This window comes from Micromonospora sp. NPDC050417 (assembly GCF_044458865.1).
In the GTDB taxonomy this organism is placed as follows: Bacteria; Actinomycetota; Actinomycetes; order Mycobacteriales; family Micromonosporaceae; genus Micromonospora_G.
On the sequence record NZ_JBITIH010000007.1, the window covers coordinates 213,263 to 239,339 of the forward strand.

Consider the following 26,077-nt stretch of genomic DNA (forward strand, 5'->3'; position numbering starts at 1 on the left):
CCACCCGGCAGGAAAGGAAAGACTGTGCGGCTCACCATCAACGGCAACGACCTCGAGGTCGAGGTCTTCGGCGCCGACGACGCCCCGGTTCTGATCGCCCACCACGGGGCGCCCGGTCTCGGCTCACGTGCCGAGCCGAGGGCCACCTTCAGCCCCTTCGCGGACACCTTCCGCGTGATCGTCTTCGACGCCCGGGGCTCCGGGATCAGCGAGGGACAGCCGCCGTTCAGCCATGAGCAGTGGGTGGCCGATGTGGATGGTCTGCGCGAGTGGGCCGGGGTCGAACGGTTCGTGATGGCCGGCGGCTCGTACGGCGGCTTCATCTCGATGGAGTACGCCATCCGCCACCCCGAGCGGGTGCGCGCCCTCGTGCTCCGGGACACCTCGGCCGACCACGAGAACGACAAGGCGGCCCGGCACAACGCGGAGACCTCCACCCGGGTCACCATCGACCTTGAGAAACTCGACCGGATCAACACCGGGCGGACCCGCGACGACGCCGACCTGCGCGACTGCTGGCAGGAGATCCTGCCCCTCTACGACCATGTGTACGACCCGGCGAAGGTCGCCGAGCGGGTGGAGGCGACCCCGTACCGGTACCAGACCCACAACTACGCCTTCGCCGTCAACATGCCGAACTACGACATCAAGTCGCAGCTACACCGGATCACCTGCCCGACCCTGGTGACCGTCGGCCGGGACGACTGGATCACCCCCGTGGCGAGCAGCGAGGTAATTGCATCCCTGATCCCGGACGCTAGGCTCGTCGTGTTCGAGAAGTCCGGCCACTCGCCGCAGATCGAAGAGGCGCAGCGGTGGCGGCAGGTGGTACGAGACTTCCTCCACGAGATTGGCGCCGATGAGCAGTAGCACCGACGACCTCGACGACCTCGACCGGCGGATCATCGCCGCGTTGCAGAGCGACGGTCGGGCCAGTTGGACGGAGATCGCGGAACTTTCCGGCAGCTCGGTCGCGACCGTCGCCCGGCGCGGGCAGCAACTGCTGCGTGAGGGAGTCGTCCGGGTCGCCGCCATCCCCGGAAACAACCACGCCGGTGCGGCGGACCTCTTCGTGCTCCGCATCACCTGCGAGCCGGGCACCCAGATGGAGGTGCTCGCCGAACTGGTCCGCCACAGCGACCTGCGGTTCCTTGGCCTGGTGACCGGCCCGTACGACATCCTGGCCGAGTTGAACCTGCGGCGGGAGGAGTCGTTGCAGGCCCGGATCGTCGAGCGGATCCTGGCGATCAAGGGCGTGCAGCGCTGCGACACCGACCTGACGCTGCACGTGTACAAGGTGTCGCACGACTGGAGCCGGCAACTGCTCAGCGACGCACCGCCGGAAGAGGTGACCGAGGCGCACCAGTGCGATCCGAGTCACTTCGACGCGGTCGACCGGCAGATCATCGACCTGATGCGCGAGGACGGTCGGTCCAGCTTCCGGACCGTCGCCACCGAGGTCGGGCTCAACGAGAGCACCGTACGGCGACGGTTCGAGGCACTGCTCGGCCGTGGTTGCATCATCGTCACCACCCTGGTCCCGGCACCGGCACTGGGGTTCGAGTCGGAGATCGTCCTCAACATCACCGTGGCCCCGCCGTTCCTCGACTCGGTGGCCCGCACCCTCTCCGCCTATCGAGGGGTGCGGTACGTCGCGGCGATGCTGAGCAACAACGCACTGATGTGCGAGCTGATCCTGCCGACCACCCAGGACCTCTTCGAGTTCACCACGAACACCCTGGGTCGGCTGGAGGGGGTGCAGGGCTGGACCGCCAGCGTGGTGCTGCTCGTCCTGCGCCGTGGCTTCGTCGAGACGCCCTGGTGGCGGGGGAGCATCGAGACCGCTCCACAGTGACGGTCACCCGCCCGACCGATCGGCGGTAGCGGCCCGGTTGCCGTACGGGATCGTCGCTGGTCGCGTCGCGGGCCTTCGTCGCGCTGCCGCCCCGGCTTCCGGTGATGCCCCGACCGCGTCGATCGAGGACATGTCCGGGGGCTATCTTGTGGGGGCGTTTCGGGTGGTTCGGCGCGGATGCCGCGCCTGACGTCGTGCCGAGGCGGACCGGTGCGCCACCCGGCTCCGACGATCGTCGGGCCAGCCGCGGTCGGCCCCGACGAAAGGACACGCGACCCGATGTCTGGAGCCCAGGACCCGTACCGGCGCGATGATCCGGCGCGCGGGCTGCCCGACGGGAGGGTTCGCGACTCGGGGCAGTCGGTGGCGGGCGCGGCGCAGCCGGAGGAGGACGCCGACCTGGCCGCCGCGGTCCGCTCCACCACCCGGATGCGGACCGCGTTCTACGTGGTGGTGCTGCTGATCGCGCTCGGTGGCCAGGTGTCCGGCGCCATGGAGGCGTTGGACATGCCCTGGTACGTCGCGCTGCCGGCGGTCGGCGCACTCGAACTCGGCGGCATGGTGGTGCTGGCGAACGCGGACGTCCGGCGCCGGCTCGGTGAACACGCGACACTCTCCCGGCTGCTGTCAGCGGGCATCGCGGGTGGCGCGGTGGCCTTCAACTGGTTGGCCCACTCCAACCACCTTGAGGGCGGCTTCTACGGCGGCATGTCGCTGCTGGGCTACCTGGTGTGGCTGATGAACACGGAGAACAAGCGCCGTGACCGGTTGCGGGCCAAGCGGCAGTTGCCGCCCACCCCGCCCGCGTACGAGGTCGCCGGTCACTGGCTGAGGCATCCGTTGCTGACCCGGCGGGCCCGTACCCTGGCCAAGGCGGCACCCGCGCTCGGTCTCTACGGTTCGCTGGAGGCGGCCCGCACCCAGGTACGCACCGAGCGGCGGCAGGCGGCGCTCGCCAAGGTCCTCCGGCGCAAGATCAGACGTGCGCTCGACGGGACCACGGCGGACATCGCGGTCGCGGTGTACGACCTCGACGAGATCGCCCGGCGGCTGGCCGAGCGCGCCGACTATGACGGGCTGACCGCGCTGATCGCCGCCGACCTCTCGCCCGCGCGGGTGCTGGCCGGCAACCTGCCGGCGGCCCGCCGCCGCTGGTGGCGCCGTCGGCGGGCGACACCCGACGCGGTCGAGATCGCCTCGGCCGGGCGCCTGCTCAGCGATGCCCTCTCGGCGCCGGACCCGTCCGGGCTCCACCCGGAACACCGCTCCATGGCCGGCGCTATACGTGGTTCGCTCGCGCCCGCACTCACACACCCCGACCCGCTGCCGGTGTCGGCCGAGACCCCGGCCGTACCGGACGCGCTGGCCCCACCGGCGGCGGCGAACGCACGGTCGGATTCCTCGGACGTGGCGGCGCAGCGGACGGTTGCGCCGGCCGTGGCGGCCGGTCAGCCGGGCTCGTCGGCCGTGCGTGTCGAGTCGGAGGAGCGGGCGACCGCGCGGGTGAGCAGGGGGAACGGGCGCGGGGACCGGGCGAACGGGCGTACCCACCGGGTGGCTGACCGGACGAACGGACAGGCGGACCGGGCGGTCGAGAGCGTGGACGACTCCGAGCCGGACGGGAGCGCGCGGGGTGATTCCGTCGAGCGTCCGGAGCCGGTACGGCCCCGTTGGGACGCCTTGACGGCCGAGGTGAGTGCCATCTTCTCGACGAGCCAGCGGCGTCCCACACGGACCAGCCCGGAACGGGAGCCGGCGCCCGCACGACCGGTGTCGACCGGGGTGGATGCCGGGTCGGACGTGGCCGAAGAGCCCGAACCGGCGCCGGCGGTCGAGTCGGAGACCGTCGCGCCGGGCGGGCCGGTGCCGGTGGTGCCCATCACCGAGCGTCCGCTGCCGGACCTGGTCGCCGCGGCGGCGACGCGTACGCTCGCGCCCGCCCAGGTCGCCGCGATGCCGGCGGCCGAGCCGGTACGTGCGGCCCGGGGAGTCGCCTCGGTCCCGGCCCCGGGGGAGGGCTCGCTGCGGTCCCGGGTGCACGCTCTGCTCGACGCCATGGTCTCCACCGGCGACGAGCAGGACAACTCCTCCCTCACCGACCTCGCGGTGCGGGAACTCCGACTCACGCCGGCCGAGCGCACCACCGCGGCCAAGTACGTCCGGACCTGGCGGGCGGACGCGTCCGGGCGTCGTACGTCCCCCGGCGGGGACCGGGGCGGACAGTAGATCGAATTTCGTGGCCCCGTGCCTCTCGGGCACGGAGAATCGTCACCATGGGTGAGGTGTTGCGGCAGGCGCTGGAGCCGGTGTTGCGGGACATCGGTGTGTCCGGCGCACCCGTGCCCGACATCCGGGACGAGGACTGGGCCGATGACCCGGGGACTGAGTCGGCGATGTTGTGGAGCCGGGACGGCAGCGGTGCGGGTGTGAGCGTCATCGTTGCGCAGTCGGCACCCGATCGCGTCGCACACGTCGCCGACCAGGTGCAGGAGTGGGTGATCGAGGAGTTGTGGCGGCGGGCGCCGACGAACTGGCCCGTCTGCCCGCGTCATCCCGACAGCCACCCGCTGGTCGCGACCGTGCGCGGCGCCGCCGCCGTGTGGGTGTGTCCCGTGGACGAGGCCGTCGTCGCGCCGGTGGGCGCGCTCGTCTGACCGTGCGGTAGGAATCGGGCGCCTCGGCGCCGGGACCACAGCGCCTTGACGGGCTTCCATACTGCATACAGAATCCTAGGGGGTGACCGCGGTGTCCCCCGCCGGGCGGTAGGCGGGCGGCGGCCCGACCTACCGCCCCACCGCGCCCGGCAGTGAGACCTGGAGCTACGTGAGGAGATCGCTGATATGACGACACGCGTGGGTTTCATCGGCCTCGGCATCATGGGCGGCCCGATGGCCGGAAACCTGGTCAAGGCCGGCTTCGACGTGATCGGTTACGACTACAGCCCGGCCCGGACCGAGGCGCTGGCCGCCGGGGGTGGACGCGCCGCCACCGGCATCACCGAGGTCGTCCAGGAGTCCGACGTGGTCATCACGATGGTCCCCGACTCGCCGGACGTCGAGGCGGTCGCCCTCGGCGAGGGCGGAATTCTCGCCACGGCTCGCCCCGGCCAGCTCTACGTCGACATGAGCAGCATCTCGCCGCAGACCGCCCAGGGGGTGGCCGAGGCCGCGAAACCCTACGGCGTACGGGTCCTCGACGCACCGGTCAGCGGTGGGGAGCAGGGTGCCATCGAGGGCACGCTCTCCATCATGGTCGGTGGTGACGCGGCCGACTTCGAGGCCGCCCGTCCGCTGCTGGAGGTGGTCGGGGCGACCATCGTGCACGTCGGCCCGCACGGCTCCGGGCAGACCGTCAAGGCCGCGAACCAGTTGATCGTCGCCGGGACGATCGAACTCGTCGCCGAGGCGATCGTCTTCCTGGAGGCGTACGGGGTGGACACCGAGGCCGCGGTCCGGGTGCTCGCCGGTGGCCTCGCCGGCAACCGGATTCTCGACCGGAAGGCGGCCGGCATGCTGGCCCGGGAGTTCCGGCCCGGGTTCCGCATCGACCTGCACCACAAGGACATGGGCATCGTCACCTCGGCTGCCCGCGAGGCGGGAGTCGTGATCCCGCTCGGCGCGGCGGTCGCCCAGCTCATCGCGGCGCTGAAGGCGCAGGGGCACGGGGAACTGGACCACTCGGCGCTGCTCAAGCTGGTCGAGCAGCTCTCCGGTCGCGCCTCGGGCTGAGGCCGCCTCCGATGGCCCGCCGCGCGAAGATCGTCTGCACCCTCGGACCCGCGACCGCCACCGCGGACCGGTTGCGGGAACTGGTCGAGGCCGGGATGGACGTGGCCCGGCTCGACCTGGGCCACGGCACCCGGGTCGAGCACGCCGCGACCTACCACCTGGTACGCGAGGTCGCCGCGCGCGCCGGTCGCACCGTCGGCGTCCTCGCCGACCTGCGTGGTCCCCAGATCCGGTTCGGACAGCGCGCGACCGGTGCCGCGTTGGCCGAGCAACGCGCCGCCGACCTACGGTTCGCCCTCGGTCTCGGGGTCGACCTGGTGGCGCTCTCGTTCGTCAGTTCGCCGGAGGACGTCGCGGTCGCCCACGAGGTGATGGAAGAGCTGGGTGTGTGGCGGCCGGTCCTGGCGAAGCTGGAGACCCCGGCCGCGGTACGGCACCTCGACGCCATCGTCGCCGCCTTCGACGGGCTGGTGGTGGCCCGCGACGACCTCGGGGTCGAGTTGCCGCTGGATGAGATACCCCTGGCCCAGAAGCAGGCCGTCCGACGCTGTCGGGAACTGGCGAAGCCGGTGGTCGTGGCCGCGCAGCTACTCGACTCGATGGTCGAGCAGTCCCGGCCCACCCGAGCCGAGGCATCCGACGTGGCGAACGCGGTGCTGGACGGTGCGGACGCGTTACTACTCGCCGCCGAGACCAGCGTCGGGGCGTTCCCGGTGCCGGCGGTGCGGACGCTGGCCCGGATCATCGAGGCGGCCGAGGGGAACGCCCATGCTGGTGAGGGTGGGCCGTCAACCGGGTCGGCCGGCAACGTGGACGCCATCTCCGCGGCCGCCGCCGAGGTGGCCCAGTCGCTGACCGTCAGCGCGATCTGCTGTTTCACCCGGTCGGGGGCGACCGCGCGACAGTTGGCGCGGCACCAGCCCACGGCGCCGCTGCTCGCGTTCACCCCGGACCGGGCCGTACCCGCCCGGCTCGCGCTGACCTGGGGGGTGGAGACGTACACCGTGCCGGTTGTCGTGCACACCGACGAGATGGTGCACCAGGTGCAGGACGTGCTGCTCTCGCTGGGCCGCTTCCAGATCGGTGACCTGGTCCTGATCGTGGCCGGGAGTCCGCCCGGACTGCCCGGCTCGACGAACACGATGCGCCTGCTGCGGCTCGGCGACCAGGTGATGGCCCGGCCGCCGGTCCACGCGGCGGTGCGACTGGCTCGGCAGGCGGCTCCCCGTCCCGAACCCGTCTCCTGACGCCCGTTGCCGACGCGACCGTGGCGGCCCTCAGCTTTCGTGGGAGGTCGCCACGGCGAGCGGCGCCCGCTCCGGCAGGCGCAGCACGCCACCGGGCGGCCCACCCGCGCCGGTAGGAGCAGCGGCCTCGGGCGGGGTCGGTTCGGGGTCGACCGACGTCCCGGAGGCGGGCGGGCGCACCACGACCGCCGCGGCGGCGTCCGCGTCGGGGAGCGCGAGCAGTTCGACCTCGGCGCCCTGCCACCCGGGCGGCACGACCGCGAGCGCGTTCGCCTCGGCCGCGCCCCAGAGCAGGCCGGGGCGGTCGTGACCGACCGGTACCACGACCGAACCCTCGCGGGCCACCGGCACCAGCCGGGTGTCCCGGTCGAGGACCTTGACCGGGCCGACCAGCCGGGCCGTCACCGGTCGCCGTTCCGTCCGCCCGGCGAGCCGACCGAGTAGCGGCGTGAGCAGGGTGAGCGCGGCGACCAGTGCGGCGTACGGGTTGCCGGGCAGCCCGACGACGCAGCGGCCGTCGGGCAGCGTGGCGAGTAGTTGCGGGTGACCGGGCCGGCACGCCACCCCGTGCACCCGCACCTGTGCCGCCAACGCCTCCAGCGCGCCCCGCAGGTGGTCGGCGGCACCGACCGAGGTCGCGCCGCAGACCACGACGACCTCGGCGTCGGGTCGGGACATCGCCTCGACCAGGGCGGTCTTGTCGTCGGTCACCCGGGTGGTCCAGGCGATCGTGCCGCCGGCCGAGTCGACCAGGCCGGGCAGCATCGGGCTGATCGCGTCCCGGACCCGTCCCGGTGTGGGCAGGCCGTGGGAGAGCAGTTCCGCCCCGGTGACCACCACCCCCACCCGGGGGCGCAGGTGTACGGTCAGCCGGTCGTGGCCGAGGCTCGCGGCGAGGCCGAGCAGGGTGGGCGTGACGAGGGTGCCGGTGGGTAGCACCTCCTCGCCGAGCGGGCAGTCGTCGCCGCGTCGCCGGATGTGCCGACCGGTTTCGATCTCGCCGTGCACCCGGTCGGACCGGAACCGGGCACGCTCGTACGGCAGCACCGCATCGACCCCGGCGGGTACCAGGGCGCCGGTGGCGATCTCCACCGCCGTACCGGGGAGCAGTGGTTCGACCGGGCGGGCGTCGCCGGCGAGAACCCGACCGGTCACCTGCCACGGTCCGGGTCCCGAGACCGCGTACCCGTCCATCGCGGCGGCGTCGTACGCCGGCAGGGGCGAGAGCGCCGTCAGTGGTACGGCCAGCGTGGCGCCGAGCGCCTCGGGCAGGGTGACGTCGATCGGGTCCAGTGGGCGGCCGGCGGAGCGGGCGATCCGTCGCGCCTCGGGCCAACTGGTCGCGTTCACGACCGGCCGCCCCGCGCCGGTCCACCGTCCGGGACCCGGTGGGTCCCCTCCTGCAACTGGCTCATCAGCGCTCCTCGTCGTCTTCCGGTCGGTCGCGCCGGCACCTCCATCGTGCCCGACCCGAGGGGTGGGTATCGATTGATCCTGGACAGCCGCGCATCCCTGGTAGACACTAGTGCACGTAACATACTGTATACAATGGCCGCCGGCGGGTTGACCACCACGCCCGCCGCACGGCGACAGGTGGAGGTGCCAGGATGCCGGACTCCAGCAATGCCCTACCCGTGCGCGAGGTGCGTGACGTCTACGGGCGTCGGTACCGCGTCGGGGAGACCGACTTCGACCTCACGGGACGATCCCGGATCTGGATGCTCCGGCTCTGCTGGGCCTCGATGCTGGCGATCAGCCTGTTCCAGTACGGCTTCGGCGCCGCGATCCCGGCGCTCACCCGCGCCAACGGCTGGACCCTCTGGGAGGCGTTCACCGTGCTCGCCGTCTGGATCGTCTGCCAGGCGGGCACCGCCCTGCCGGCGGTCTGGCTCTACCGCCGGGCACGGGTACGGCTCGTCGTACCGATGCTCGCAGCCGCGTCGCTGAGCCTGGTCGCACTGATCACCCTCGGACACAGCCGGGACCTCGCCACGGTGCTGGTCGGCTACTCGGTCCTCGGTGGCATCGGTGCCGGACTGGTCTACATGACCTGCATCGCCACCGTGACCGAGTGGTTCCCCGAGCGCACCGCCACGATGGTGGGCGTGGTCAGCGGGGCGTTCGGCTACGGTGCCGTCCCGTTCGTCGTGGTCGCCGCGTACGCGCTGGGGATCGAGAACCTTCCGGTGGTGCTGGACAGCACCGCGGTCGCGGTCTTCGTCGTGATCGCGGTCAGCGGTCTGCTGCTGCGCAAACCGCCCCGGCACTGGTGGCCGGCGCAGATCGACCCGCAGCGGTGGGCCGTCGACCGCCGGCTCAACCGCAGCATCCCGAACAACATGCCGGCCCTGCGCCCCTACTCGCCCCGGGCGGCGGTACGCAGCGGCATGCTGCCGCTGATGTTCTTCCTCGTCGTACTGACCGCCGCGATGGCCCTGTTCGACATCGCGTACCTGGTCGGGTTCGCCGACCACCGGGCCGGGCAGCCGTCGCTCGTCGTCGCCTCGATCGGCGTACTGGCCGTCGCCACCGGCATCGGCCGGGCGGTGACCAGCTCGCTCTCCGACCGGCTCGGTCGGCGTCGGACCCTCGGACTCGCCCTGGCGGTCGGCGGGGTCGCCCAGTTCGGCCTGCTCGCCGCCGTACAGGCCGAGCAGGTGCTGGCGGTGGTGGCGTTCGCCGGACTCGCCGGCGCTGGCACCGGAGCCGGATACTCTCTGTTGGTCAGCCTGGTGCGGGACTGGTTCGGTGGCGAGGCCACCCTGTTCAACTACGGCATCGTCTACTCCGGCAAGGTGGTCGGCGGACTGGCCGGCATCGGGCTGGCCGGGCTGGTGACCGGTACACCCGGCGCGATCGCGGCCTTCGTCGCGGCTGGCTGTCTCGGCCTGTTCGGTGCACTGTTGACGAGCGGGATGCGCCAACCGGGCCGGCCGACCCTGTCGGTCCTGCCCCGGCTGCGTCCCGACGAGCTGTGACCGTCCCGGTCACCGGGGCGGACCGGCCACGGCCGGGACACGGACCGGAACCGGATCTACTGATGGGTGGTGGCGGATGGGACGCGTGACAAGCCGGCGTCGGGTGGTACGGGTGGTCGACGGGACGGTCACCGAACCGGTGGACACCCTGGTGGCCGAGGAACCGTTGGAGATCCGGGTCAACGGGCGCGCGCTCACCATCACCATGCGTACGCCCGGCGACGACTTCGACCTGGCGGCGGGTTTCCTGGTGAGCGAGGGCGTGGTGCAGCGCGGCGAGCACGTGGCGGGCATCCGCTACTGCGCCGGGGCGACCGACGACGGTGGCAACACCTACAACGTGGTCGACGTGGTGCTCGCCGCCGGTGTGCCGGCGCCCGACCCGTCACTGGAGCGCAACTTCTACACCACCTCGTCCTGCGGGCTCTGCGGCAAGGCCAGTCTCGACGCCGTACGCACCACCGCGGCCTGGTCGGTCGCGCAGGACCCGCTCCGCGTCGAACCGGACCTGATCGCGGCACTGCCCGACCGGCTCCGTGCCGCCCAGCGGGTCTTCGACCGTACCGGCGGTCTGCACGCGGCCGGGCTGTTCAACGCGGCCGGCGAACTGCTCTGCCTGCGCGAGGACGTCGGTCGGCACAACGCCGTCGACAAGGTGGTGGGCTGGGCGTTGCGCTCCGGTCGAGTGCCGCTGCGCGGCACCGTGCTGCTGGTCAGTGGCCGGGCCTCGTTCGAGCTGGTGCAGAAGGCGGTGATGGCCGGCGTACCGGCGCTCGCCGCGGTCTCCGCACCTTCCTCGCTCGCCGTCGACCTGGCCGAGGACAACGGCCTCACCCTGGTCGGATTCCTCCGTGGCGCGTCGATGAACGTCTACACCGGCGCGCACCGGCTGGGGCTCGCCGAGCGGGCACCGGCCGCCTCCACGCGCTCCTGAGTCCGGTACGACGTCAGCCATCCGGCCTCCCCCTCCTGATGGCGGGGGAGGCCGGATCGTCGTGTCGGTTACCGGGTGGCCATCCGCGACAGCAGGGTCTCGCGCATCAGCCGGGCGGTTTCGGACGGTGTCCTGCCCACGCGTACGCCGACCGCCTCCAATGCCGCCTGTTTGGCGGCGGCGGTGCCGGACGAGCCGGAGACGATCGCTCCGGCGTGTCCCATGGTCTTGCCCTCGGGGGCGGTGAAGCCGGCGACGTAGCCGACCACCGGCTTGGTGATGTTGGCGGCGATGTACTCCGCGGCCCGTTCCTCCGCGTCTCCGCCGATCTCGCCGATCATCACGATCGCGTCGGTCTCCGGGTCGTCCTCGAATGCCTGCAGGCAGTCGATGTGGGTGGTCCCGACGATCGGGTCGCCGCCGATGCCGACGCAGGTGGAGAAGCCGAAGTCGCGCAGCTCGTGCATGAGCTGGTAGGTCAGCGTGCCGCTCTTGCTCACCAGGCCGATCCGGCCCGGGCCGGTGATGTCGGGCGGGATGATTCCGGCGTTGGACTGTCCGGGGCTGATCAACCCGGGGCAGTTGGGTCCGATGATCCGGGTCCGGTTGCCGGTCGCGCGGGCGTACGCCCAGAACGCGGCGGTGTCGTGTACCGGGATGCCCTCGGTGAGCACGACCACCAGGCTCAGGTGCGCGTCGATCGCCTCGGTCACCGCCGCCTTGGCGAACCGTGGCGGTACGAAGACGACCGACGTGTCGGCACCGGTCGCGGCGACGGCCTCGGCCGTGGAATTGAAGACCGGGATGCCGTCGACCTGCTGGCCGCCCTTGCCCGGGGTGACCCCGGCGACGATGTTCGTGCCGGCGGCGACCATCCGCCGGGTGTGTTTGGTGCCCTCGGAGCCGGTGATGCCCTGGACGAGCACCCTGCTGGAGTCGGTCAAGAAGATAGCCATCTCGGTCATGCCCCCTTCGCGGCGAGTTCGGCGGCGAGGCGGGCCGCGCCGTCCATCGTGTCCACGGTCCGTACGCAGTCCAGCGCGGCGGCGCTGAGGATCCGACGGCCCTCTTCGGCGTTGTTGCCGTCCAGTCGGACCACCAGCGGTTTGGTGATCTCGGCGCCGCCGGAGGTGAGCAGTTCGATCGCCTGCACGATGCCGTTGGCGACCGCGTCGCAGGCGGTGATGCCGCCGAAGACGTTGACGAGGACGCTGCGCACCGCCGGGTCGCCGAGGATGATTTCCAGGCCGTTCGCCATCACCTCGGCCGAGGCGCCACCGCCGATGTCGAGGAAGTTGGCCGGTTTCACCCCGCCGAACTCCTCGCCGGCGTACGCGACCACGTCGAGGGTGCTCATCACCAGGCCGGCTCCGTTGCCGATGACGCCGACCTCGCCGTCGAGCTTGACGTAGTTGAGGTGCTTGGCGGCAGCCAGTGCCTCGAGCGGGTCGGCCGCGGCGGTGTCGACGAACTCGGCGTGTCCGCTCTGGCGGAACCGGGCGTTGTCGTCGACGGTGACCTTGCCGTCGAGAGCGCGGATCGACCCGTCGGCCAGCTTCGCCAACGGGTTGATCTCCACCAGGGTCGCGTCCTCCTCGCGGAAGACGGTCCAGAGCCGGACCAGTACGTCGCTCACGCCGTCGTGGACCTCGGGCGGGAGTTGCGCGTCGACGCAGAGCCGGGCGGCGGTGGCGGGGGTCAGCCCCTCGGCCGGGTCGACCGGCAGTCGGATCAGCGCGCCGGGGTTCTCGGCCGCCACCTGCTCGATGTCCATCCCGCCCTGACGGGAGACCATGGCGAGGAAGGAGCGGTTGGAGCGGTCGAGCAGGAGCGAGACGTAGTACTCGTCGGCGATGTCGCTGGCCTCGGTGACCAGGACCCGGCCGACGGTGTGGCCCTTGATGTCCATGCCGAGGATCGCGCTCGCCCGGCCGTACGCCGAATCCGGGTCGTCGGCGAGCTTGACGCCGCCGGCCTTGCCCCGGCCTCCGGTCTTCACCTGGGCCTTGACCACGACCCGGCCGCCGATCTCGGTGGCGGCCTCCCGGGCCTGTTCAGCGGTGCTGGCGACGCGGTACCTACCCACAGGCACGCCGTGTTTGGCGAAGAGATCCTGTGCCTGGTGCTCCAACAGGTCCACTGAGGGCCTTCCTCTCTTTCGACCTTCGTGGTAAGCCGCGCCCGGACTCGGGACGGATGGGCGCCGACTGGCGAAGCGGGCGTGGGTTCCCGGCGTTGCGCAGGTGAGGCCGGCCCGCGGGGGGGTTCGCAGGAATTCGTTTTGCTACCCCCTAGACACCCCGCTGTTACATGGGCCACGATATTGCCTACCCCATACGGTATGCAATCCCCGAGGATGCGGAGGGTGCTGATGACTCCACCGTCAAGCCCCGCCCGCGAGGAGCGCACCTCGGGTCTGAATCCCCTGATCAGCAACACGTGGCGTGTCACGTACAGGAGGTCGGCTCATGGGTAAGGCACTGGAGGGCATCCGCGTCCTCGACATGACACACGTCCAGTCGGGTCCCTCGTCCACGCAGATCCTGGCCTGGCTCGGCGCCGATGTCATCAAGCTGGAGGCGCCCGGTTCCGGTGACATCACCCGGGGCCAGCTCCGGGATCTGCCCGACGTGGACAGTCTCTACTTCACGATGCTCAACTCCAACAAGCGGAGCATCACCCTGAACATGAAGAGCGATCAGGGCAAGGAGATCTTCACCTCCCTGGTCGCCGGCGTGGACATCCTGGTCGAGAACTTCGGGCCGGGCGTGGTGGAGCGCTTCGGCTTCCCGTGGGAACGGCTCCAGGAAATCAACCCCCGCCTCGTGTACGCCTCCATCAAGGGCTTCGGTCCCGGGCGGTACGCCAACTTCAAGGCGTACGAGGTGATTGCCCAGGCGATGGCCGGCTCGATGAGCACCACCGGCTTCGAGGGCGGACCGCCGACCGCCACGGGCGCGCAGATCGGCGACTCCGGCACCGGCATCCACCTCGTCGCCGGCATCCTGGCCGCGCTCTACCAGCGCACCAACAGCGGCCGTGGCCAGCGGGTCCAGGTGGCGATGCAGGACGCGGTGCTCAACCTCTGCCGGGTCAAGCTCCGCGACCAGCAGCGACTGGCGCACGGACCGCTGGGGGAGTACCCCAACGAGCACTTCGGCGACGAGGTGCCCCGCTCCGGCAACGCCTCCGGCGGCGGACAGCCCGGCTGGGCCGTACGTTGCGCACCGGGCGGGCCGAACGACTACATCTATGTGATCATCCAGCCGGTGGGCTGGAAGCCGATCACCGAGCTGATCGGCAAGCCCGAGCTCGCCGACGACCCGGCCTGGAACACCCCGGCGGTGCGTCTCGCCAAACTCGACAAGGCATTCGCCCTGATCGAGGAGTGGACCGAGAAGCACACCAAGTGGGAGGTCATGGAGAAGCTCAACGCCCACAACATTCCCTGCGGTCCGATCCTCTCGACCAAGGAACTGATCGAGGACGAGACCCTCGCCGCGCTGGGCTCCGTGGTCGAGGTCGAGCACCCCGAACGGGGTGCCTACAAGACCGTCGGCAATCCGATCAAGCTCTCCGACTCGACCGTCGAGATCGAGCGTTCGCCCCTGCTCGGCGAGCACACCACCCAGGTTCTCGCCGAGCTCGGCTACGACGAGCGCCAGGTCGCCGACCTGCGTGCCGCCGGTGTGATCTGACCATCCCGCTGTTCACAGGCGTCCGCCGCGAACGGCGGAGCGTACGGTCCGAAGGAGAGACGAGGAAATGCCAGATATCGCAACCAGTTACGACCGCGAGGCGGTACGCCGGGTCCTGGACCAGGTCCGTGCCGAGGGCCGCGACTCGCTGACCGCCCCCGAGGGTCGGCTGGTGGTTGAGGCGTACGGCGTCGCGACGCCCAAGGAGGGGCTTGCCACCAGTGCGGACGAGGCGGTGGCCCTGGCCACCGAGATCGGTCTGCCGGTGGTGCTGAAGATCGTTTCCCCGGACATCCTGCACAAGACCGAGGCCGGCGGCGTGCTCGTCGGCCTGAAGACCCCGGCGGAGGTGGCCGACGGCTTCCAGACCATCCTGGACAACGCGCACGCGTACAAGGCCGACGCCCGCGTCGTCGGGGTCCAGGTGCAGCAACTGCTCAACGCCGGCCACGAGGTGATCGTCGGCACCGTCACGGACGAGACCTTCGGCAAGGTGGTCGCCTTCGGTCTCGGCGGCGTGCTGGTCGAGGTGCTCAAGGACGTCACCTTCCGGCTCGCCCCGACCGACCACGACACCGCGCTGTCGATGATCGACGGGATCGCCTCGGCCGAGATCCTGCGCGGCGTACGGGGCGCGGAGCCGGCCAACCGGGAGGTGCTGGCCGGTCTGATCACGCGCCTGTCCGACCTGGTCACCGATTTCCCGGAACTGGCCGAGGTCGACCTCAACCCGGTGCTGGCGACCGCCGCCGGGGCGACCGCGGTCGACGTCCGGATCCTGGTCGACGACGCGGCGGCGAAGACGCCGGAACGGTTCACCGACGAGGAGATCCTCGCCAGCATGAACCGGATCATGAAGCCCGCCGCGATCGCCGTGATCGGCGCGTCCGCCGAGGCCGGCAAGATCGGTAACTCGGTGATGAAGAACCTGGTCAACGGCGGTTTCCAGGGTGAGATCTACCCGATCAACCCGAAGGCCGACGAGATCCTCGACCGCAAGGCCTTCCGGAGCATCAGCGACGTACCCGGGCCGGTGGACGTCGCCGTCTTCGCCATCCCGGCGAAGTTCGTGCCGCAGGCGCTGGAGGAGGTCGGCGCCAAGGGTGTGGCCGGGGCCATCCTGATCCCGTCCGGCTTCGGGGAGACCGGCAACCACGAACTCCAGGACGAGGTCGTCGCGATCGCCCGCCGGCACGGCGTACGGATCCTCGGCCCGAACATCTACGGTTACTACTACACCCCGGAGAATCTCTCCGCGACGTTCTGCACCCCGTACGACGTCAAGGGTGGGGTCGCCCTCTCCTCGCAGAGCGGCGGCATCGGCATGGCCATCCTCGGCTTCAGTCGCTCCGCCCAGATGGGCGTCTCGTCCATCGTCGGCGTCGGCAACAAGGCCGACATCGACGAGGACGACCTGCTCACCTTCTTCGAGCAGGACGACAACACCCAGCTGATCGCCATGCACCTGGAGGACCTCAAGGACGGCCGGGCCTTCGCCGACACCGCCAAGCGGGTCTCGAAGACCAAGCCGGTGCTGGTGCTCAAGGCCGGGCGCACCGACCAGGGCGCCAAGGCCGCCAGCTCGCACACCGGTGCCCTGGCGGGCAACGACAAGGTGTACGACGACATCCTGCGGCAGAGCGGCGTCATCCGCGCCCCGGGCCTCAACGACCTGCTTGAGTACGCCCGCGGCATCCCGCTGCTGCCCGCCCCGCAGGGCGAGAACGTCGTCATCATCACCGGCGCGGGCGGATCCGGGGTGCTGCTCTCCGACGCCTGCGTCGACAACGGCCTGAGTCTGATGGAGATCCCGACCGACCTCGACCAGGCGTTCCGCAAGTTCATCCCGCCCTTCGGCGCGGCCGGGAACCCGGTGGACATCACCGGCGGCGAACCGCCGTCGACCTACCGGAACACCATCGCGCTCGGCCTGTCCGACCCGCGCATCCACGCGCTGATCCTCGGCTACTGGCACACCATCGTCACCCCGCCGATGGTCTTCGCCGAGCTGGTGGTCGACGTGGTCGAGGAGTTCCGGGCCAAGGGCATCCACAAGCCCGTCGTCGCCTCGCTCGCCGGCGACGTGGAGGTGGAGCAGGCCAGCGAGCACCTGTACCGGCACGGCATCGTGGCCTACCCGTACACCACGGAGAAGCCGGTCGCCGTCCTCGGTGCGAAGTACCGCTGGGCCCGGGCCGCCGGCCTGGTCGAGGCCGACCCGAGCACCGGCGGTTGATCCGACACACCCGCGGCACACCGGTCTTGCCGAGGGGAAACCTGCGACAGCGACCGCTCCGCGGCCAGGAGGCGAACACGACATGACGTCGGGGTCTGGTTCCGTCCCCCAGACCCCCAAGCCACTAGGTCCCGAGGAGGTCCAACGTGGACGCTACGAACACTCCCGCCCCCCACCCTCAGGGGGGCGGAACCACCGCTCCACCCAGCACCACCACATCCACCAAGGTCGCGGGAGAGGAACGCGTCTGGCGGGCCGGCAAGCTCGAACCGATGCCGATCCGCGAACTGCCCGACGCTCCGCCCTCGATCCATCTGCTCGGCCCCACCGTGTTCCTCGTCGCGCTCGGCGTGGGCATGGGCGAGGCGTACATGTGGCCCCGTCTGGTCCTGGTCTTCGGACCCGAGATCCGGTGGCTGTTCCTGATCGGTGTGACGCTGCAGGCGTTCGTGATGCTGGAGATGGCCCGGTACGCGATGGCGACCGGCGAGAGCATCTTCTTCGGCGCCGCCCGGGTGTTCAAACCGCTGATGTGGTTCTTCTTCGGGGTGGCGATCCTGGTCTATATCTGGCCAGGTCACCTCTCCACCGGCGCCGCCGCCTTCGAGGAGGTGAGCGGCGTGCCCTGGGTCGTCACCGCGTGTATCGGTCTGATTGCGGTCGGTATCCTGTTCAGTCTGGCCTCGGTGATCTACCCCCTGCTGGAGAGCCTGCTCGGCATCCTGATCGGCGTGCTGGTCGTCGGCACCTCGGTGGCGGCCTCGCTGGTCGGCCAGTGGAGCGACGTCACCTCGACCCTCGGCGGCATGTTCCAGTTCGGCTATTTCCCCGAAGAGGCGATGTCCGCCGCCTGGTTCCCGGTACTCGTCGGCGCGATCGCGTTCGCCGGGCCGTCCGGTATGCAACAGATGTGGTACACGCTGCACCTGCGTGACTCCGGCGCCGGCATGGGCGCGCACATCCCGAAGATCCGGGGTCTGCGCTCCGCGGGAGAGCAGGAGGAGATGCCGTCGCGCGGGTTCATGTTCGACACCGAGAACCCGGCCGAGATGCGTAAGTGGAAGGGCTGGCGCAAGTGGGTGACCTTCGACGCCATCCTGCTCTTCTGGGGCATCACGATGCTGGTCACCATCTCGTTCACCGTGCTGGCCCAGACCGCGGCCCGGGAGAGTCCGGGCGTCGCGGACCTGATCCGCGACGGTGACCGGGAGGTCGCCCTCACCGCGATGGCGGACGCCTTCGCCTCGGCTGGCGCGCCGGTCCTGCGTGGCATCTTCCTCGGCTTCATCGCGCTGATCGGTCTCAACGCCACGCTCGGCCTGTTCGACTCCTTCTCGCGCGGCCAGGCGGACATGACCTACCACTTCGTACGCGGTGCGAAGCGGTTCAGCATGTCGAAGCTGTACGCCGGATTCCTCTGGGGAGTCATCACCTTCGGGATCCTGATCCTGCTCTTCGGCCCCGCCGACGGTCCGGGCGCGATCCTCGACGTGCTGGCCTTCCTGTCCACCTTCGCCATGGGCACCTACTGCGTGGTGCTGCTCCTGGTGAACAACCGGATGTTGCCCAAACCCATCCGCCCGGGCATCCTGCCGAACGCGGTCATCGGCTTCGGTGCGGTGTTCTACCTGGGCATGCTCATCTACAGCCTGGTCCGGTTCGGCGTGGTAGTGGGTTGAGATGACTACCAGGCGGATGAGAGATCTCGGTCAGGTCGCGGTGCCTGGCGCCCTGATCGGCGCGGGCGCCGGACTGGCGGCGGGTGGACTGGCACTGATCGTGGGGCAGTCCATCGGTTGGGCGGTCGCGACCAGCGTGGCGCTCGGGTTGCCGCTGGCGTTGCTCGGGGCCGGCTTCAGCGTGCTGCTCGGCATGGGAGTCGTCACGCCCGGCGTCTTCGCGCCAGCCGGGCTCTACTGGTTCATCGGCTTCCCGGTGGCCAGACTCGTCCACGAGGCGCTGGCCGGCCTGCTGATCGTGGGCCAGCCGGCGCTCCCGCCAGACGTAATCGGCTTCCTCGCCTACCAGGCGATGGTGAGTCTCGGGTTCGCGATCGGGTTCAGTTGGCTGCACGAGCGGTTCGCGCCGGGCTGGTTGCGGCGGATCCGGCGCGGCAATCCGTCGGCCGAGCGCCTGTACGCCTTCTACCTGCAGCACGCCGAGGCACAGTGGCGGGCCAAGGAGAACCGGCGGCGGAACCGCGGCGCCGGGCAGGGGTGGGGTCGGCTGATCCGGCCCCGGACCGGAGGTAGGGCATGAATCTTCCCGGCTGGGTGTGGGCGGTGACGATCACTGCCTTCCTCGTGATGATCGCCATCGACTTCTACCTGGTGGCCCGCAATCCCCGCGACCCGTCGTTCCGGGAGTGCGTGGCGTGGGTGAGTTTCTACATCATGGCGGCGGTCGTCTTCGGCCTCATCCTCACCGGGACGGCGGGGGCGACGTACGGCGGACAGTTCTTCGCGGGCTGGCTCACCGAGTACTCGCTCAGCGTCGACAACCTGTTCGTCTTCGTCATCATCATGAGTCGGTTCGCCGTGCCGGTGAAGTACCGGCAGAAGGTGCTGCTCATCGGCATCGTGATCGCCCTCCTGCTCCGGGGTGTGTTCATCGCCGCGGGCGCCCAGGCGATCACCCGGTTCGACTGGCTCTTCTACCTGTTCGGCGCGTTCCTGATCTACACAGCGATCAAGCTGGTCGGGCCGCAGCAGGAGGACGAGTTCTCGGAGAACGTCGCACTGCGGGCGGTGCGGCGGGTGCTCCCGACGACCGAGAGCTACCACGGTGCGTCGGTGCTCACCAGGATCGACGGTCGGCGGATGGTGACCCCGATGCTGATCGTGATGGTCGCCATCGGAACCACCGACCTGTTGTTCGCGCTCGACTCCATCCCGGCGATCTTCGGCCTGACCCAGGAGCCGTACCTGGTCTTCACCGCGAACACCTTCGCGTTGATGGGTCTGCGGCAGCTCTACTTCCTGATCGGTGCCCTGTTGGATCGCCTGGTCTACCTGAGCAAGGGCCTGGCGCTGATCCTGGCGTTCATCGGCGTCAAGCTCGTGCTGGAGGCGTTGCACCACGACGGTGTCGGTTGGGCCCCGGAGGTGCCGATCCTGGCCTCGCTCGCGGTCATCATCGGAACCCTGCTGATCACCACCGTCGCCAGCCTCCTGAAGACCCGGCGGGACGGACAGCGGGCCCCCCAGCCCACCGCCGTCCCGACCGGTACTACGGACGATCAGCCACGTACGCCGGAGGTCGCCATGGCGGAACGCGACGCGTCCTGAGTGGTTGTCACACCTTGACCAGGTCGTTCTCGGCGTGCTCGTGCAAGAGCCGCGCGATCTCCTCGTCGCTCGGCCGGGTGGCCCGCCGCTGGGATTCCAGTGCGAGCGCCAGGCCGAGCCCGAGGGTACGACCGTCGGCGTTGAATCCACGCGGAAGGTTGAGGCCGCGCTGGATTCGGTTGAGGAAACGAACGAACTCTCCTTGGGTTGCCATGACCTTCTCACCTCGATGGTTATTGGCGTTCCCGCGGGACGACGCCCCGTGGGAGGGTGCGCACCGCCACGCGCGTCTGTTGCTGGCTGCTCCGTTGCCACCAGGGGACGGGCGCGTGTGCTCGATGTGGTCGCCGAGGGCTCGGGCCGCCAGGCTCGGGCCCTCGGGCGTTGTGGTGTTGATCCGGGTGCGGTGTCCGGCGCGGCGGCTGTTGTCCTGCCGCTTGGCGGCCGGGCGTGTGCTGGGTCCGCCGCTGATCGGTGGTGCGAGCGGTTGATCCCGCTGGCGTGTCGGTGGTTCGGCGCCAGTCGGGTGGGGTGGCCGGGTGCGAAGTGGTTCGGTTCACCGCTGAGACCTGCTTCTTGCTCGATTCCCGTGACCCCCGCTTGGGCTCCACCATACAGGCTTTTGTATGCAAAATTTGATCCAGTGACCAAGGCCACGACGTCGTCGCCGGGCCGCCGCGCTCGCCTCGCCGGGCCGGGAGGGCGACCCTCCCTCCTGGACGCCCGCATGGTGCCTCAATCGATCCCACTACCCCGCGTGATGGAAGCCAAACATCGCTTCTCCGCGCAGGGGTTCGTTGATCCAGGTTGTCCATGGTGGCGAGAGGTGCGCTGAGCGAGACGGGAGAGTGCGACCCGTGCGGATGTGACGCGCTGCGTCGCTTCGCCCCGAGGGTGGCCGGAGGGAGGCGACGACCGCTCCTGCGGAAAACCTTCTGCTACCCCCTAGACACTCCGCTGTTACATGGGCCACGATATTGCCTACCCCATACGGTATGCAATCCTTGAGGGTGGCGGAGGAAGCCCATGACTCGTCAGCGACATCGAGCCCGTGCGGCGACCACCGCTGGCGCCGTGTTTCACGCGCGACCCATGCCGGTCGGCCCGTCCCGGCCACCGGAGTACGACCGCGCTCACCCGTGGACAGGGGAGGTTGCCCTGGTCGAGCAGCCGATGTGGAGCCGTGCGCCGTGCGCGCCCGCCGCGCCGCGCCCGCGTACGTCCCGGAGCAGTTTTCCAGCCCAACACCGCCGGACCCGTCGCGTCACCGTGCGCAGGTCTCCGGCGGCGACTCAAGGGAGTTGAGAAACATGGTTCAGACCGCGACCGAACCCGTCGTGGACCCGATCCTGGCCGAGCCGAGTCGTGACCCGGAGCGAATCTCCGGTGGGCACCTGGTGGCCAAGGCGCTCAAGGCCGAGGGCGTCGACGTCATCTTCACCCTCTGCGGTGGCCACATCATCGACATCTACGACGGTTGTGTCGACGAGGGCATCGCGGTGGTGGACGTCCGGCACGAGCAGGTCGCCGCCCACGCGGCCGACGGTTACGCCCGGGCCACCGGCAAGCCCGGATGCGCCGTCGTCACCGCGGGTCCCGGTACGACGGACGCCGTGACCGGGGTGGCCAACGCGTTCCGCGCGGAGAGCCCGATGCTCCTGATCGGCGGTCAGGGCGCGCTCAACCAGCACAAGATGGGCTCGCTGCAGGACCTGCCGCACGTGGACATGATGACGCCGATCACCAAGTTCGCCGCCACCGTGCCGCACACCGCGCGCGCGGCCGACATGGTGTCGATGGCCTTCCGGGAGGCGTACAACGGGGCGCCGGGCCCGTCCTTCCTGGAGATCCCGCGCGACGTGCTCGACGCGGAGGTACGCCTGGCCGACTGCACCATCCCCGAGCCCGGCCGCTACCGTGCCTCGACCAAGAGCATCGGCGACCCGGCGGCGATCCAGCAGTTGGCCGACATCCTGGTCAAGGCGAAGAAGCCGACCGTGCTGCTCGGCACGCAGGTCTGGACGGCGCGGGGCAGTGACGCCGCGATCGACTTCGTCCGGACGCTGAACATCCCCGCATACATGAACGGGTCGGCGCGCGGCACCCTGCCGCCCGGGGACCCGCACCACTTCCACCTGTCGCGGCGGTACGCGTTCAACAACGCCGACGTGATCATCATCGTCGGCACCCCCTTCGACTTCCGCATGGGCTACGGCCGCCGGTTGCCGAAGGGCGCGACGGTGGTCCAGATCGACCTGGACTACCGCACCGTCGGCAAGAACCGTGACATCGACCTTGGGCTGGTCGGCGACCCGGGCGCGATCCTCGCCGCGGTGACCCAGGCCGCGTCGGGCCGGATCGACAACGGGGCCGCCGGACGGAAGCCCTGGTTCGCCGAACTGCGAGCGGAGGAGACCGCGGCGTACGAGAAGCGGCTGCCGCGCCAGCTCTCCGACGCCAGCCCGATCCACCCGCTGCGGCTGGCCCACGAGATCAACGAGTTCCTCACCGAGGACTCGATCTACATCGGTGACGGGGGTGACATCGTCACCTTCTCCGGCGGTGTGGTGCAGCCGAAGTCGCCGGGGCACTGGATGGACCCGGGCCCGCTCGGCACCCTCGGTGTCGGCATCCCGTTCGTCCTCGCCGCCAAGTACGGGCGACCGGACAAGGAGGTCGTCGCGCTCTTCGGCGACGGCGCTTTCAGCCTCACCGGCTGGGACTTCGAGACCCTGGTCCGGTTCAACCTGCCGTTCGTCGGCGTGGTGGGGAACAACTCCTCGATGAACCAGATCCGCTACGGCCAGGCACAGAAGTACGGCGCCGCCCGTGCCCGGGTCGGCAACACTTTGGGCGACGTCCGGTACGACGAGTTCGCCCGGATGCTCGGCGGGTACGGCGAGGAGGTGCGCGACCCGGCCGACATCGGGCCGGCCCTACAGCGGGCTCGCGAGTCCGGGCTCCCGTCGCTGATCAACGTCTGGGTCGACCCGGACGCGTACGCCCCGGGCACGATGAACCAGACCATGTACAAGTAGGGGCCTTCGGCCCGAAACCGGAATTGGTGGTCGCTGTTGGGGCCACCGGGTCAGGTCGCGGCTGAGGCCAGCTTGTTCCGACGGCCAGTGGGGATTGGCCGGACCAGTGTCGACCGGCGCGGCGGAAGCCGTACCGGTCGACACTGGCGTGTGGGCCCGGGAACGGCGGACGGCCCGGTCGGATCGAACCCGGCCGGGCTGCCGTGAGTCATGCGGAAAACGGCCTGTGGTGGCCGCTGCGCGCCGAACCGTGCGTAACGAATACCGCCACCACCCTGCGTCGGATGGTGGCGGTACGGGCACTGTGGGTCAGGCCAGGGCCTCCCGCTCGGCGGCCTCCTTGCGGCGCTTGTGGTAGCTCTCCCGGGTGCGTTCGGTGTGCCGGCGCATCATGTCGCCCGCGCGCTTGCCGTTGCGGCTGGCGATCACCTCGATCAGGGCCGCGTGCTCGTCCCACGCCTCGCGGCCACGGGAGCGCGCGATCGGCGCGTAGTACCACCGCACCCGACGGTCGACCAGCGCGATCAGCTCGGCGAGCACGTTGTTGCCCGACATCGACACCACGTACGCGTGCAGCGCGGCGTTGGCGGCGACCATGCCCTCCTGGTCGTCGTCGCTGAGCGCCTTCTCGCCGGCGCGCTGCAGCCCCCACAGGTGCTCGATGTTCTCGGGTGTCGCCCGGCGCGCCGCCAGCCGCGCCGACTCGGTCTCAAGCAGGGTGCGGGCCGCGAGCAGTTGGTCCGCCTCGGACTCGGTCGGCACGTGTACGAAGGCGCCGAGCGCGGGCCGCAGGTCCACCCAGCCCTCGCTGTGCAGGCGCTGCAACGCCTCGCGTACCGGCTGGCGGCTGACACCGAGTTGGGCCGCCAGTTCGTTCTCGACCAGGTGCTCGCCGGGCTGCAACTCACGATTGATGATCATTTCGGCGATCACGTCGTAGACCGCCTGGCGTAGCGGTGCGGGGCGCTCCAGCGGCTGGCGTACGGCTCGGGACTCGGCTCGTGCGGCGGCGAGCCGTCGTCCACCGCTAGCGGTGGTTGGCGGGCTCGGGTCCCAGTCCGTCATGGAAACCTCCGGCTCTGCTGGATCGATCGGACGCGATGCCGTCCGAATGTGTTCATAGCATACAGTCGCCAAGATGCAATTCCTCGGCGCCACCACGATGAGGCTTAGCTGCGTCGATGCGCTGGCGCCGTTGCCCGCGGTCGGGTTGGAGCCGTACGGATGTCCGGTGCTTGTACGGCGTGTGGTCACCGGCGCACGCCCACCCGGAGGTGGACGTGCGCCGGCGTGCCCTTGGTGAGCAGTCGATCCAGGAGGACGTGCCTCAGCGGGAGGGCGCGGGGATCTCGGCGCTCTCCGGCACCGGCTCGAACTCGTTGACCTTCGCGATCGAGATCCCGTGCGCGGTGTTCGCCTCACGCTCGATCATCACCTCGACCAGCACCGGACGGCTGGTGCGCTTCGCTTCCTTGCTCGCCCAGGCGAGCGCGTCGCTGATCTCGGCCGGCTCGGTGACCCGGCGACCGGAACAGCCGTACGCCTCCATGATCTTGACGTTGTCGGTGCCGTACTCGTCGTAGTGGATGTCCACCTCGAAGTTCATGTCGTAGCCGATCTCGGCCTGCCGGATCAGACCCAGGTACTCGTTGTTCAGCATCACCAGCACGAACGGCACGTTGTACTGCGCCGCGACCGCGAGCTCCTCGACCAGGAACTGGAACGAGTAGTCGCCGACCACCCCGACCACCTCGGCCTCGGGCTTGGCCGACTTCACCCCGATCGCCGCCGGGATCTCCCAGCCGAGCGGCCCGGCCTGGCCACACACCTGGTAGTGCCGGGGTTTGAAGACCTGCTGGAACTGACCGGACCAGATCTGGTAGAGGCCGATGGCAGTGACGAAGTAGGTCTCCGGGCCGAAGAACTCGTTGATCTCCCTGAACACCCGCGGCGCCTTGATCGGCACCGAGTCGAAGTCGTCCCGCCGGGTGAGCGTGCGGCGCAGCTCCCGCACCCGTGCCACCCACTCCGTCCGGTCGACCCGGGCGTCGCGGCGCCGGACCGCGTCGAGCAGCGCCGTCAGGAACGCGCCGGTGTCCGACACCACCCCGAGGTCCGGTCCGAACACCTTGCCGATCTGGGTCGGTTCGATGTCGACGTGGATGAACTTCCGGTCACCCCGATAGGTCTCCAGGTCGCCGGTGTGCCGGTCACCGAACCGGGCGCCGAGGGCGAGGACCAGGTCGGACTCCAGGAAGGACGCGTTGCCGTAGCGCTGGGTGGTCTGGATTCCGGTCATCCCGGCGAACAGGTCGTGGTCCTCCGGGAGCGACCCCTTGCCCATGAGCGTCACCTGGACCGGGATGTCCAGTGTCTCGGCGACCTCGCGCAACAGGTCGGTGGCATTGCCCAGGATGACTCCGCCGCCAGCCAGGATGAGCGGCCGTTCGGCGGCGAGCAGCAGGTCCAGGGCGCGTTCCACCCGAGGCGGGTGCGGCTCGACCCGGGTCACCGGCAACGGGGCGTCGATCGAGGCGTCCCACTCGATCTCCTGCCGCTGCACGTCCAGCGGCAGGTCGATGAGGACCGGGCCGGGGCGGCCGGAGCGGGCGATCCGGAACGCCTCGCGGAAGATCCACGGTGCCTGGGCAGCCTCCTTGACCTGCACCGCCCATTTGGTCACCGGCTTGGCGATCTCGACGATGTCGACCGCCTGGAATGCCTCCTGGTGCAGTTTGGTGGTCGGCGCCTGCCCGGTGATGCAGATCATCGGGATGGAGTCGGCCTGCGCGGTGTAGAGGCCGGTGATCATGTTGGTACCGGCCGGCCCCGAGGTGCCGATCGCGACGCCGACCCGGCCGTTGGTCCGGGCCCAGCCGTCCGCCATGTGCGTGGCGCCCTCCTCGTGTCGGACGATGAGGTGCTTGATGTCGCTGTCCTTGAGCGCGGCGTACAGCGGCAGGATCGCGGCGCCGGGGCAGCCGAACGCGATGTCCACGCCCTCCGACGCGAGCACGGCGACCACCGCTTCCATACAGGGGATCTTGGCCATAGTTTCCATACCTCTCGGGTGCGG

At 70.2% G+C, this 26,077-nt stretch carries 20 protein-coding genes; 14 read left to right on the forward strand and 6 right to left on the reverse strand.

Annotation, left to right across the window (positions count from 1 at the left end):
- Positions 1–24: 24 nt before the first annotated feature.
- From ACIBF5_RS12045 to ACIBF5_RS12070, 6 genes are all read left to right on the forward strand, one after another.
- Positions 25–870 carry an alpha/beta fold hydrolase gene (locus ACIBF5_RS12045; RefSeq protein ID WP_396810747.1) on the forward strand — a complete coding sequence of 282 codons (846 nt, stop codon included), beginning with the start codon at positions 25–27 and terminating at the stop codon, positions 868–870.
- Positions 860–1,855, forward strand: a complete 996-nt coding sequence (locus ACIBF5_RS12050; RefSeq protein WP_396810749.1) for an Lrp/AsnC family transcriptional regulator — start codon at positions 860–862, stop codon at positions 1,853–1,855. Before ACIBF5_RS12045 ends, ACIBF5_RS12050 begins: the two co-directional genes overlap by 11 nt.
- A gap of 279 nt (positions 1,856–2,134) precedes the next feature.
- Positions 2,135–4,081, forward strand: a complete 1,947-nt coding sequence (locus ACIBF5_RS12055) for a hypothetical protein (protein WP_396810751.1) — start codon at positions 2,135–2,137, stop codon at positions 4,079–4,081.
- A 47-nt stretch (positions 4,082–4,128) separates the two neighbouring features.
- Positions 4,129–4,509: a hypothetical protein gene (locus ACIBF5_RS12060; RefSeq protein WP_396810752.1), complete on the forward strand. Its 381-nt coding sequence runs from the start codon at positions 4,129–4,131 to the stop codon at positions 4,507–4,509.
- Between the two features lie 186 nt (positions 4,510–4,695).
- Complete coding sequence (locus tag ACIBF5_RS12065) at positions 4,696–5,583, forward strand: 2-hydroxy-3-oxopropionate reductase (RefSeq protein WP_396810754.1); 888 nt, start codon at positions 4,696–4,698, stop codon at positions 5,581–5,583.
- 11 nt (positions 5,584–5,594) lie between these two features.
- Entirely contained in the window at positions 5,595–6,830 is a 1,236-nt protein-coding gene (locus tag ACIBF5_RS12070) for a pyruvate kinase (protein ID WP_396810756.1), read from the forward strand.
- Between the two features lie 30 nt (positions 6,831–6,860).
- Here the strand turns inward: ACIBF5_RS12070 and ACIBF5_RS12075 are convergent, their stop codons facing one another.
- The gene (locus ACIBF5_RS12075; protein ID WP_396810758.1) at positions 6,861–8,180 is read right to left on the reverse strand and encodes a molybdopterin molybdotransferase MoeA; all 1,320 of its coding nucleotides are present in this window, start codon (positions 8,178–8,180) and stop codon (positions 6,861–6,863) included.
- Positions 8,181–8,437: 257 nt separating this feature from the next.
- Here ACIBF5_RS12075 and ACIBF5_RS12080 point away from each other — a divergent pair, with 257 nt between their 5' ends.
- Complete coding sequence (locus ACIBF5_RS12080) at positions 8,438–9,808, forward strand: MFS transporter (RefSeq protein ID WP_396810760.1); 1,371 nt, start codon at positions 8,438–8,440, stop codon at positions 9,806–9,808.
- A 76-nt stretch (positions 9,809–9,884) separates the two neighbouring features.
- Positions 9,885–10,742 carry a formate dehydrogenase accessory sulfurtransferase FdhD gene (fdhD, locus tag ACIBF5_RS12085; protein WP_396810762.1) on the forward strand — a complete coding sequence of 286 codons (858 nt, stop codon included), beginning with the start codon at positions 9,885–9,887 and terminating at the stop codon, positions 10,740–10,742.
- Between the two features lie 68 nt (positions 10,743–10,810).
- Here fdhD and sucD read toward each other — a convergent pair whose 3' ends face one another.
- Complete coding sequence (sucD, locus tag ACIBF5_RS12090; protein ID WP_396810764.1) at positions 10,811–11,698, reverse strand: succinate--CoA ligase subunit alpha; 888 nt, start codon at positions 11,696–11,698, stop codon at positions 10,811–10,813.
- Between the two features lie 5 nt (positions 11,699–11,703).
- Positions 11,704–12,882, reverse strand: a complete 1,179-nt coding sequence (gene sucC / locus ACIBF5_RS12095; protein ID WP_396810765.1) for an ADP-forming succinate--CoA ligase subunit beta — start codon at positions 12,880–12,882, stop codon at positions 11,704–11,706.
- 328 nt (positions 12,883–13,210) lie between these two features.
- Here sucC and frc point away from each other — a divergent pair, with 328 nt between their 5' ends.
- The 5 genes from frc to ACIBF5_RS12120 all read left to right on the forward strand — a co-directional run bounded on the left by frc (position 13,211) and on the right by ACIBF5_RS12120 (position 19,963).
- Positions 13,211–14,440, forward strand: a complete 1,230-nt coding sequence (frc, locus tag ACIBF5_RS12100) for a formyl-CoA transferase (RefSeq protein ID WP_396810767.1) — start codon at positions 13,211–13,213, stop codon at positions 14,438–14,440.
- 67 nt (positions 14,441–14,507) lie between these two features.
- A complete protein-coding gene (locus ACIBF5_RS12105; RefSeq protein ID WP_396810769.1) occupies positions 14,508–16,676 on the forward strand; it encodes an acetate--CoA ligase family protein in 2,169 nt (722 codons plus the stop codon).
- 146 nt (positions 16,677–16,822) lie between these two features.
- Positions 16,823–18,355 carry an Nramp family divalent metal transporter gene (locus ACIBF5_RS12110; RefSeq protein ID WP_396810771.1) on the forward strand — a complete coding sequence of 511 codons (1,533 nt, stop codon included), beginning with the start codon at positions 16,823–16,825 and terminating at the stop codon, positions 18,353–18,355.
- A 16-nt stretch (positions 18,356–18,371) separates the two neighbouring features.
- Positions 18,372–18,935: a hypothetical protein gene (locus tag ACIBF5_RS12115; RefSeq protein WP_396810773.1), complete on the forward strand. Its 564-nt coding sequence runs from the start codon at positions 18,372–18,374 to the stop codon at positions 18,933–18,935.
- On the forward strand, positions 18,932–19,963 hold the full coding sequence (locus ACIBF5_RS12120) for a TerC family protein (RefSeq protein WP_396810774.1): 1,032 nt from the start codon (positions 18,932–18,934) through the stop codon (positions 19,961–19,963). The genes ACIBF5_RS12115 and ACIBF5_RS12120 overlap by 4 nt, the downstream gene beginning before the upstream one ends.
- Positions 19,964–19,970: 7 nt before the next feature.
- Here the strand turns inward: ACIBF5_RS12120 and ACIBF5_RS12125 are convergent, their stop codons facing one another.
- Positions 19,971–20,177 carry a hypothetical protein gene (locus tag ACIBF5_RS12125; protein ID WP_396810776.1) on the reverse strand — a complete coding sequence of 69 codons (207 nt, stop codon included), beginning with the start codon at positions 20,175–20,177 and terminating at the stop codon, positions 19,971–19,973.
- A 1,096-nt stretch (positions 20,178–21,273) separates the two neighbouring features.
- On the opposite strand from ACIBF5_RS12125, the gene ACIBF5_RS12130 reads away from it, so the two are divergent.
- Entirely contained in the window at positions 21,274–23,001 is a 1,728-nt protein-coding gene (locus ACIBF5_RS12130) for a thiamine pyrophosphate-binding protein (protein WP_396810778.1), read from the forward strand.
- A gap of 309 nt (positions 23,002–23,310) precedes the next feature.
- On the opposite strand, the gene ACIBF5_RS12135 is transcribed toward ACIBF5_RS12130, so the two are convergent.
- Complete coding sequence (locus ACIBF5_RS12135; protein ID WP_396810780.1) at positions 23,311–24,066, reverse strand: GntR family transcriptional regulator; 756 nt, start codon at positions 24,064–24,066, stop codon at positions 23,311–23,313.
- A gap of 262 nt (positions 24,067–24,328) precedes the next feature.
- A complete protein-coding gene (gene gcl / locus ACIBF5_RS12140; protein WP_396810782.1) occupies positions 24,329–26,053 on the reverse strand; it encodes a glyoxylate carboligase in 1,725 nt (574 codons plus the stop codon).
- Positions 26,054–26,077 lie beyond the last annotated feature (24 nt).

Coding starts and splice junctions, on each gene's coding strand:
- ACIBF5_RS12050 (WP_396810749.1), top strand. CDS start 860: ATGAGCAGTAGCACCGACGACCTCGACGACCTCGACCGGCGGATCATC.
- ACIBF5_RS12055 (WP_396810751.1), top strand. CDS start 2,135: ATGTCTGGAGCCCAGGACCCGTACCGGCGCGATGATCCGGCGCGCGGG.
- ACIBF5_RS12060 (WP_396810752.1), top strand. CDS start 4,129: ATGGGTGAGGTGTTGCGGCAGGCGCTGGAGCCGGTGTTGCGGGACATC.
- ACIBF5_RS12065 (WP_396810754.1), top strand. CDS start 4,696: ATGACGACACGCGTGGGTTTCATCGGCCTCGGCATCATGGGCGGCCCG.
- ACIBF5_RS12070 (WP_396810756.1), top strand. CDS start 5,595: ATGGCCCGCCGCGCGAAGATCGTCTGCACCCTCGGACCCGCGACCGCC.
- ACIBF5_RS12080 (WP_396810760.1), top strand. CDS start 8,438: ATGCCGGACTCCAGCAATGCCCTACCCGTGCGCGAGGTGCGTGACGTC.
- fdhD (WP_396810762.1), top strand. CDS start 9,885: ATGGGACGCGTGACAAGCCGGCGTCGGGTGGTACGGGTGGTCGACGGG.
- sucD (WP_396810764.1), bottom strand. CDS start 11,698: ATGGCTATCTTCTTGACCGACTCCAGCAGGGTGCTCGTCCAGGGCATC.
- frc (WP_396810767.1), top strand. CDS start 13,211: ATGGGTAAGGCACTGGAGGGCATCCGCGTCCTCGACATGACACACGTC.
- ACIBF5_RS12105 (WP_396810769.1), top strand. CDS start 14,508: ATGCCAGATATCGCAACCAGTTACGACCGCGAGGCGGTACGCCGGGTC.
- ACIBF5_RS12115 (WP_396810773.1), top strand. CDS start 18,372: ATGAGAGATCTCGGTCAGGTCGCGGTGCCTGGCGCCCTGATCGGCGCG.
- ACIBF5_RS12120 (WP_396810774.1), top strand. CDS start 18,932: ATGAATCTTCCCGGCTGGGTGTGGGCGGTGACGATCACTGCCTTCCTC.
- ACIBF5_RS12125 (WP_396810776.1), bottom strand. CDS start 20,177: ATGGCAACCCAAGGAGAGTTCGTTCGTTTCCTCAACCGAATCCAGCGC.
- ACIBF5_RS12130 (WP_396810778.1), top strand. CDS start 21,274: ATGGTTCAGACCGCGACCGAACCCGTCGTGGACCCGATCCTGGCCGAG.
- ACIBF5_RS12135 (WP_396810780.1), bottom strand. CDS start 24,066: ATGACGGACTGGGACCCGAGCCCGCCAACCACCGCTAGCGGTGGACGA.
- gcl (WP_396810782.1), bottom strand. CDS start 26,053: ATGGCCAAGATCCCCTGTATGGAAGCGGTGGTCGCCGTGCTCGCGTCG.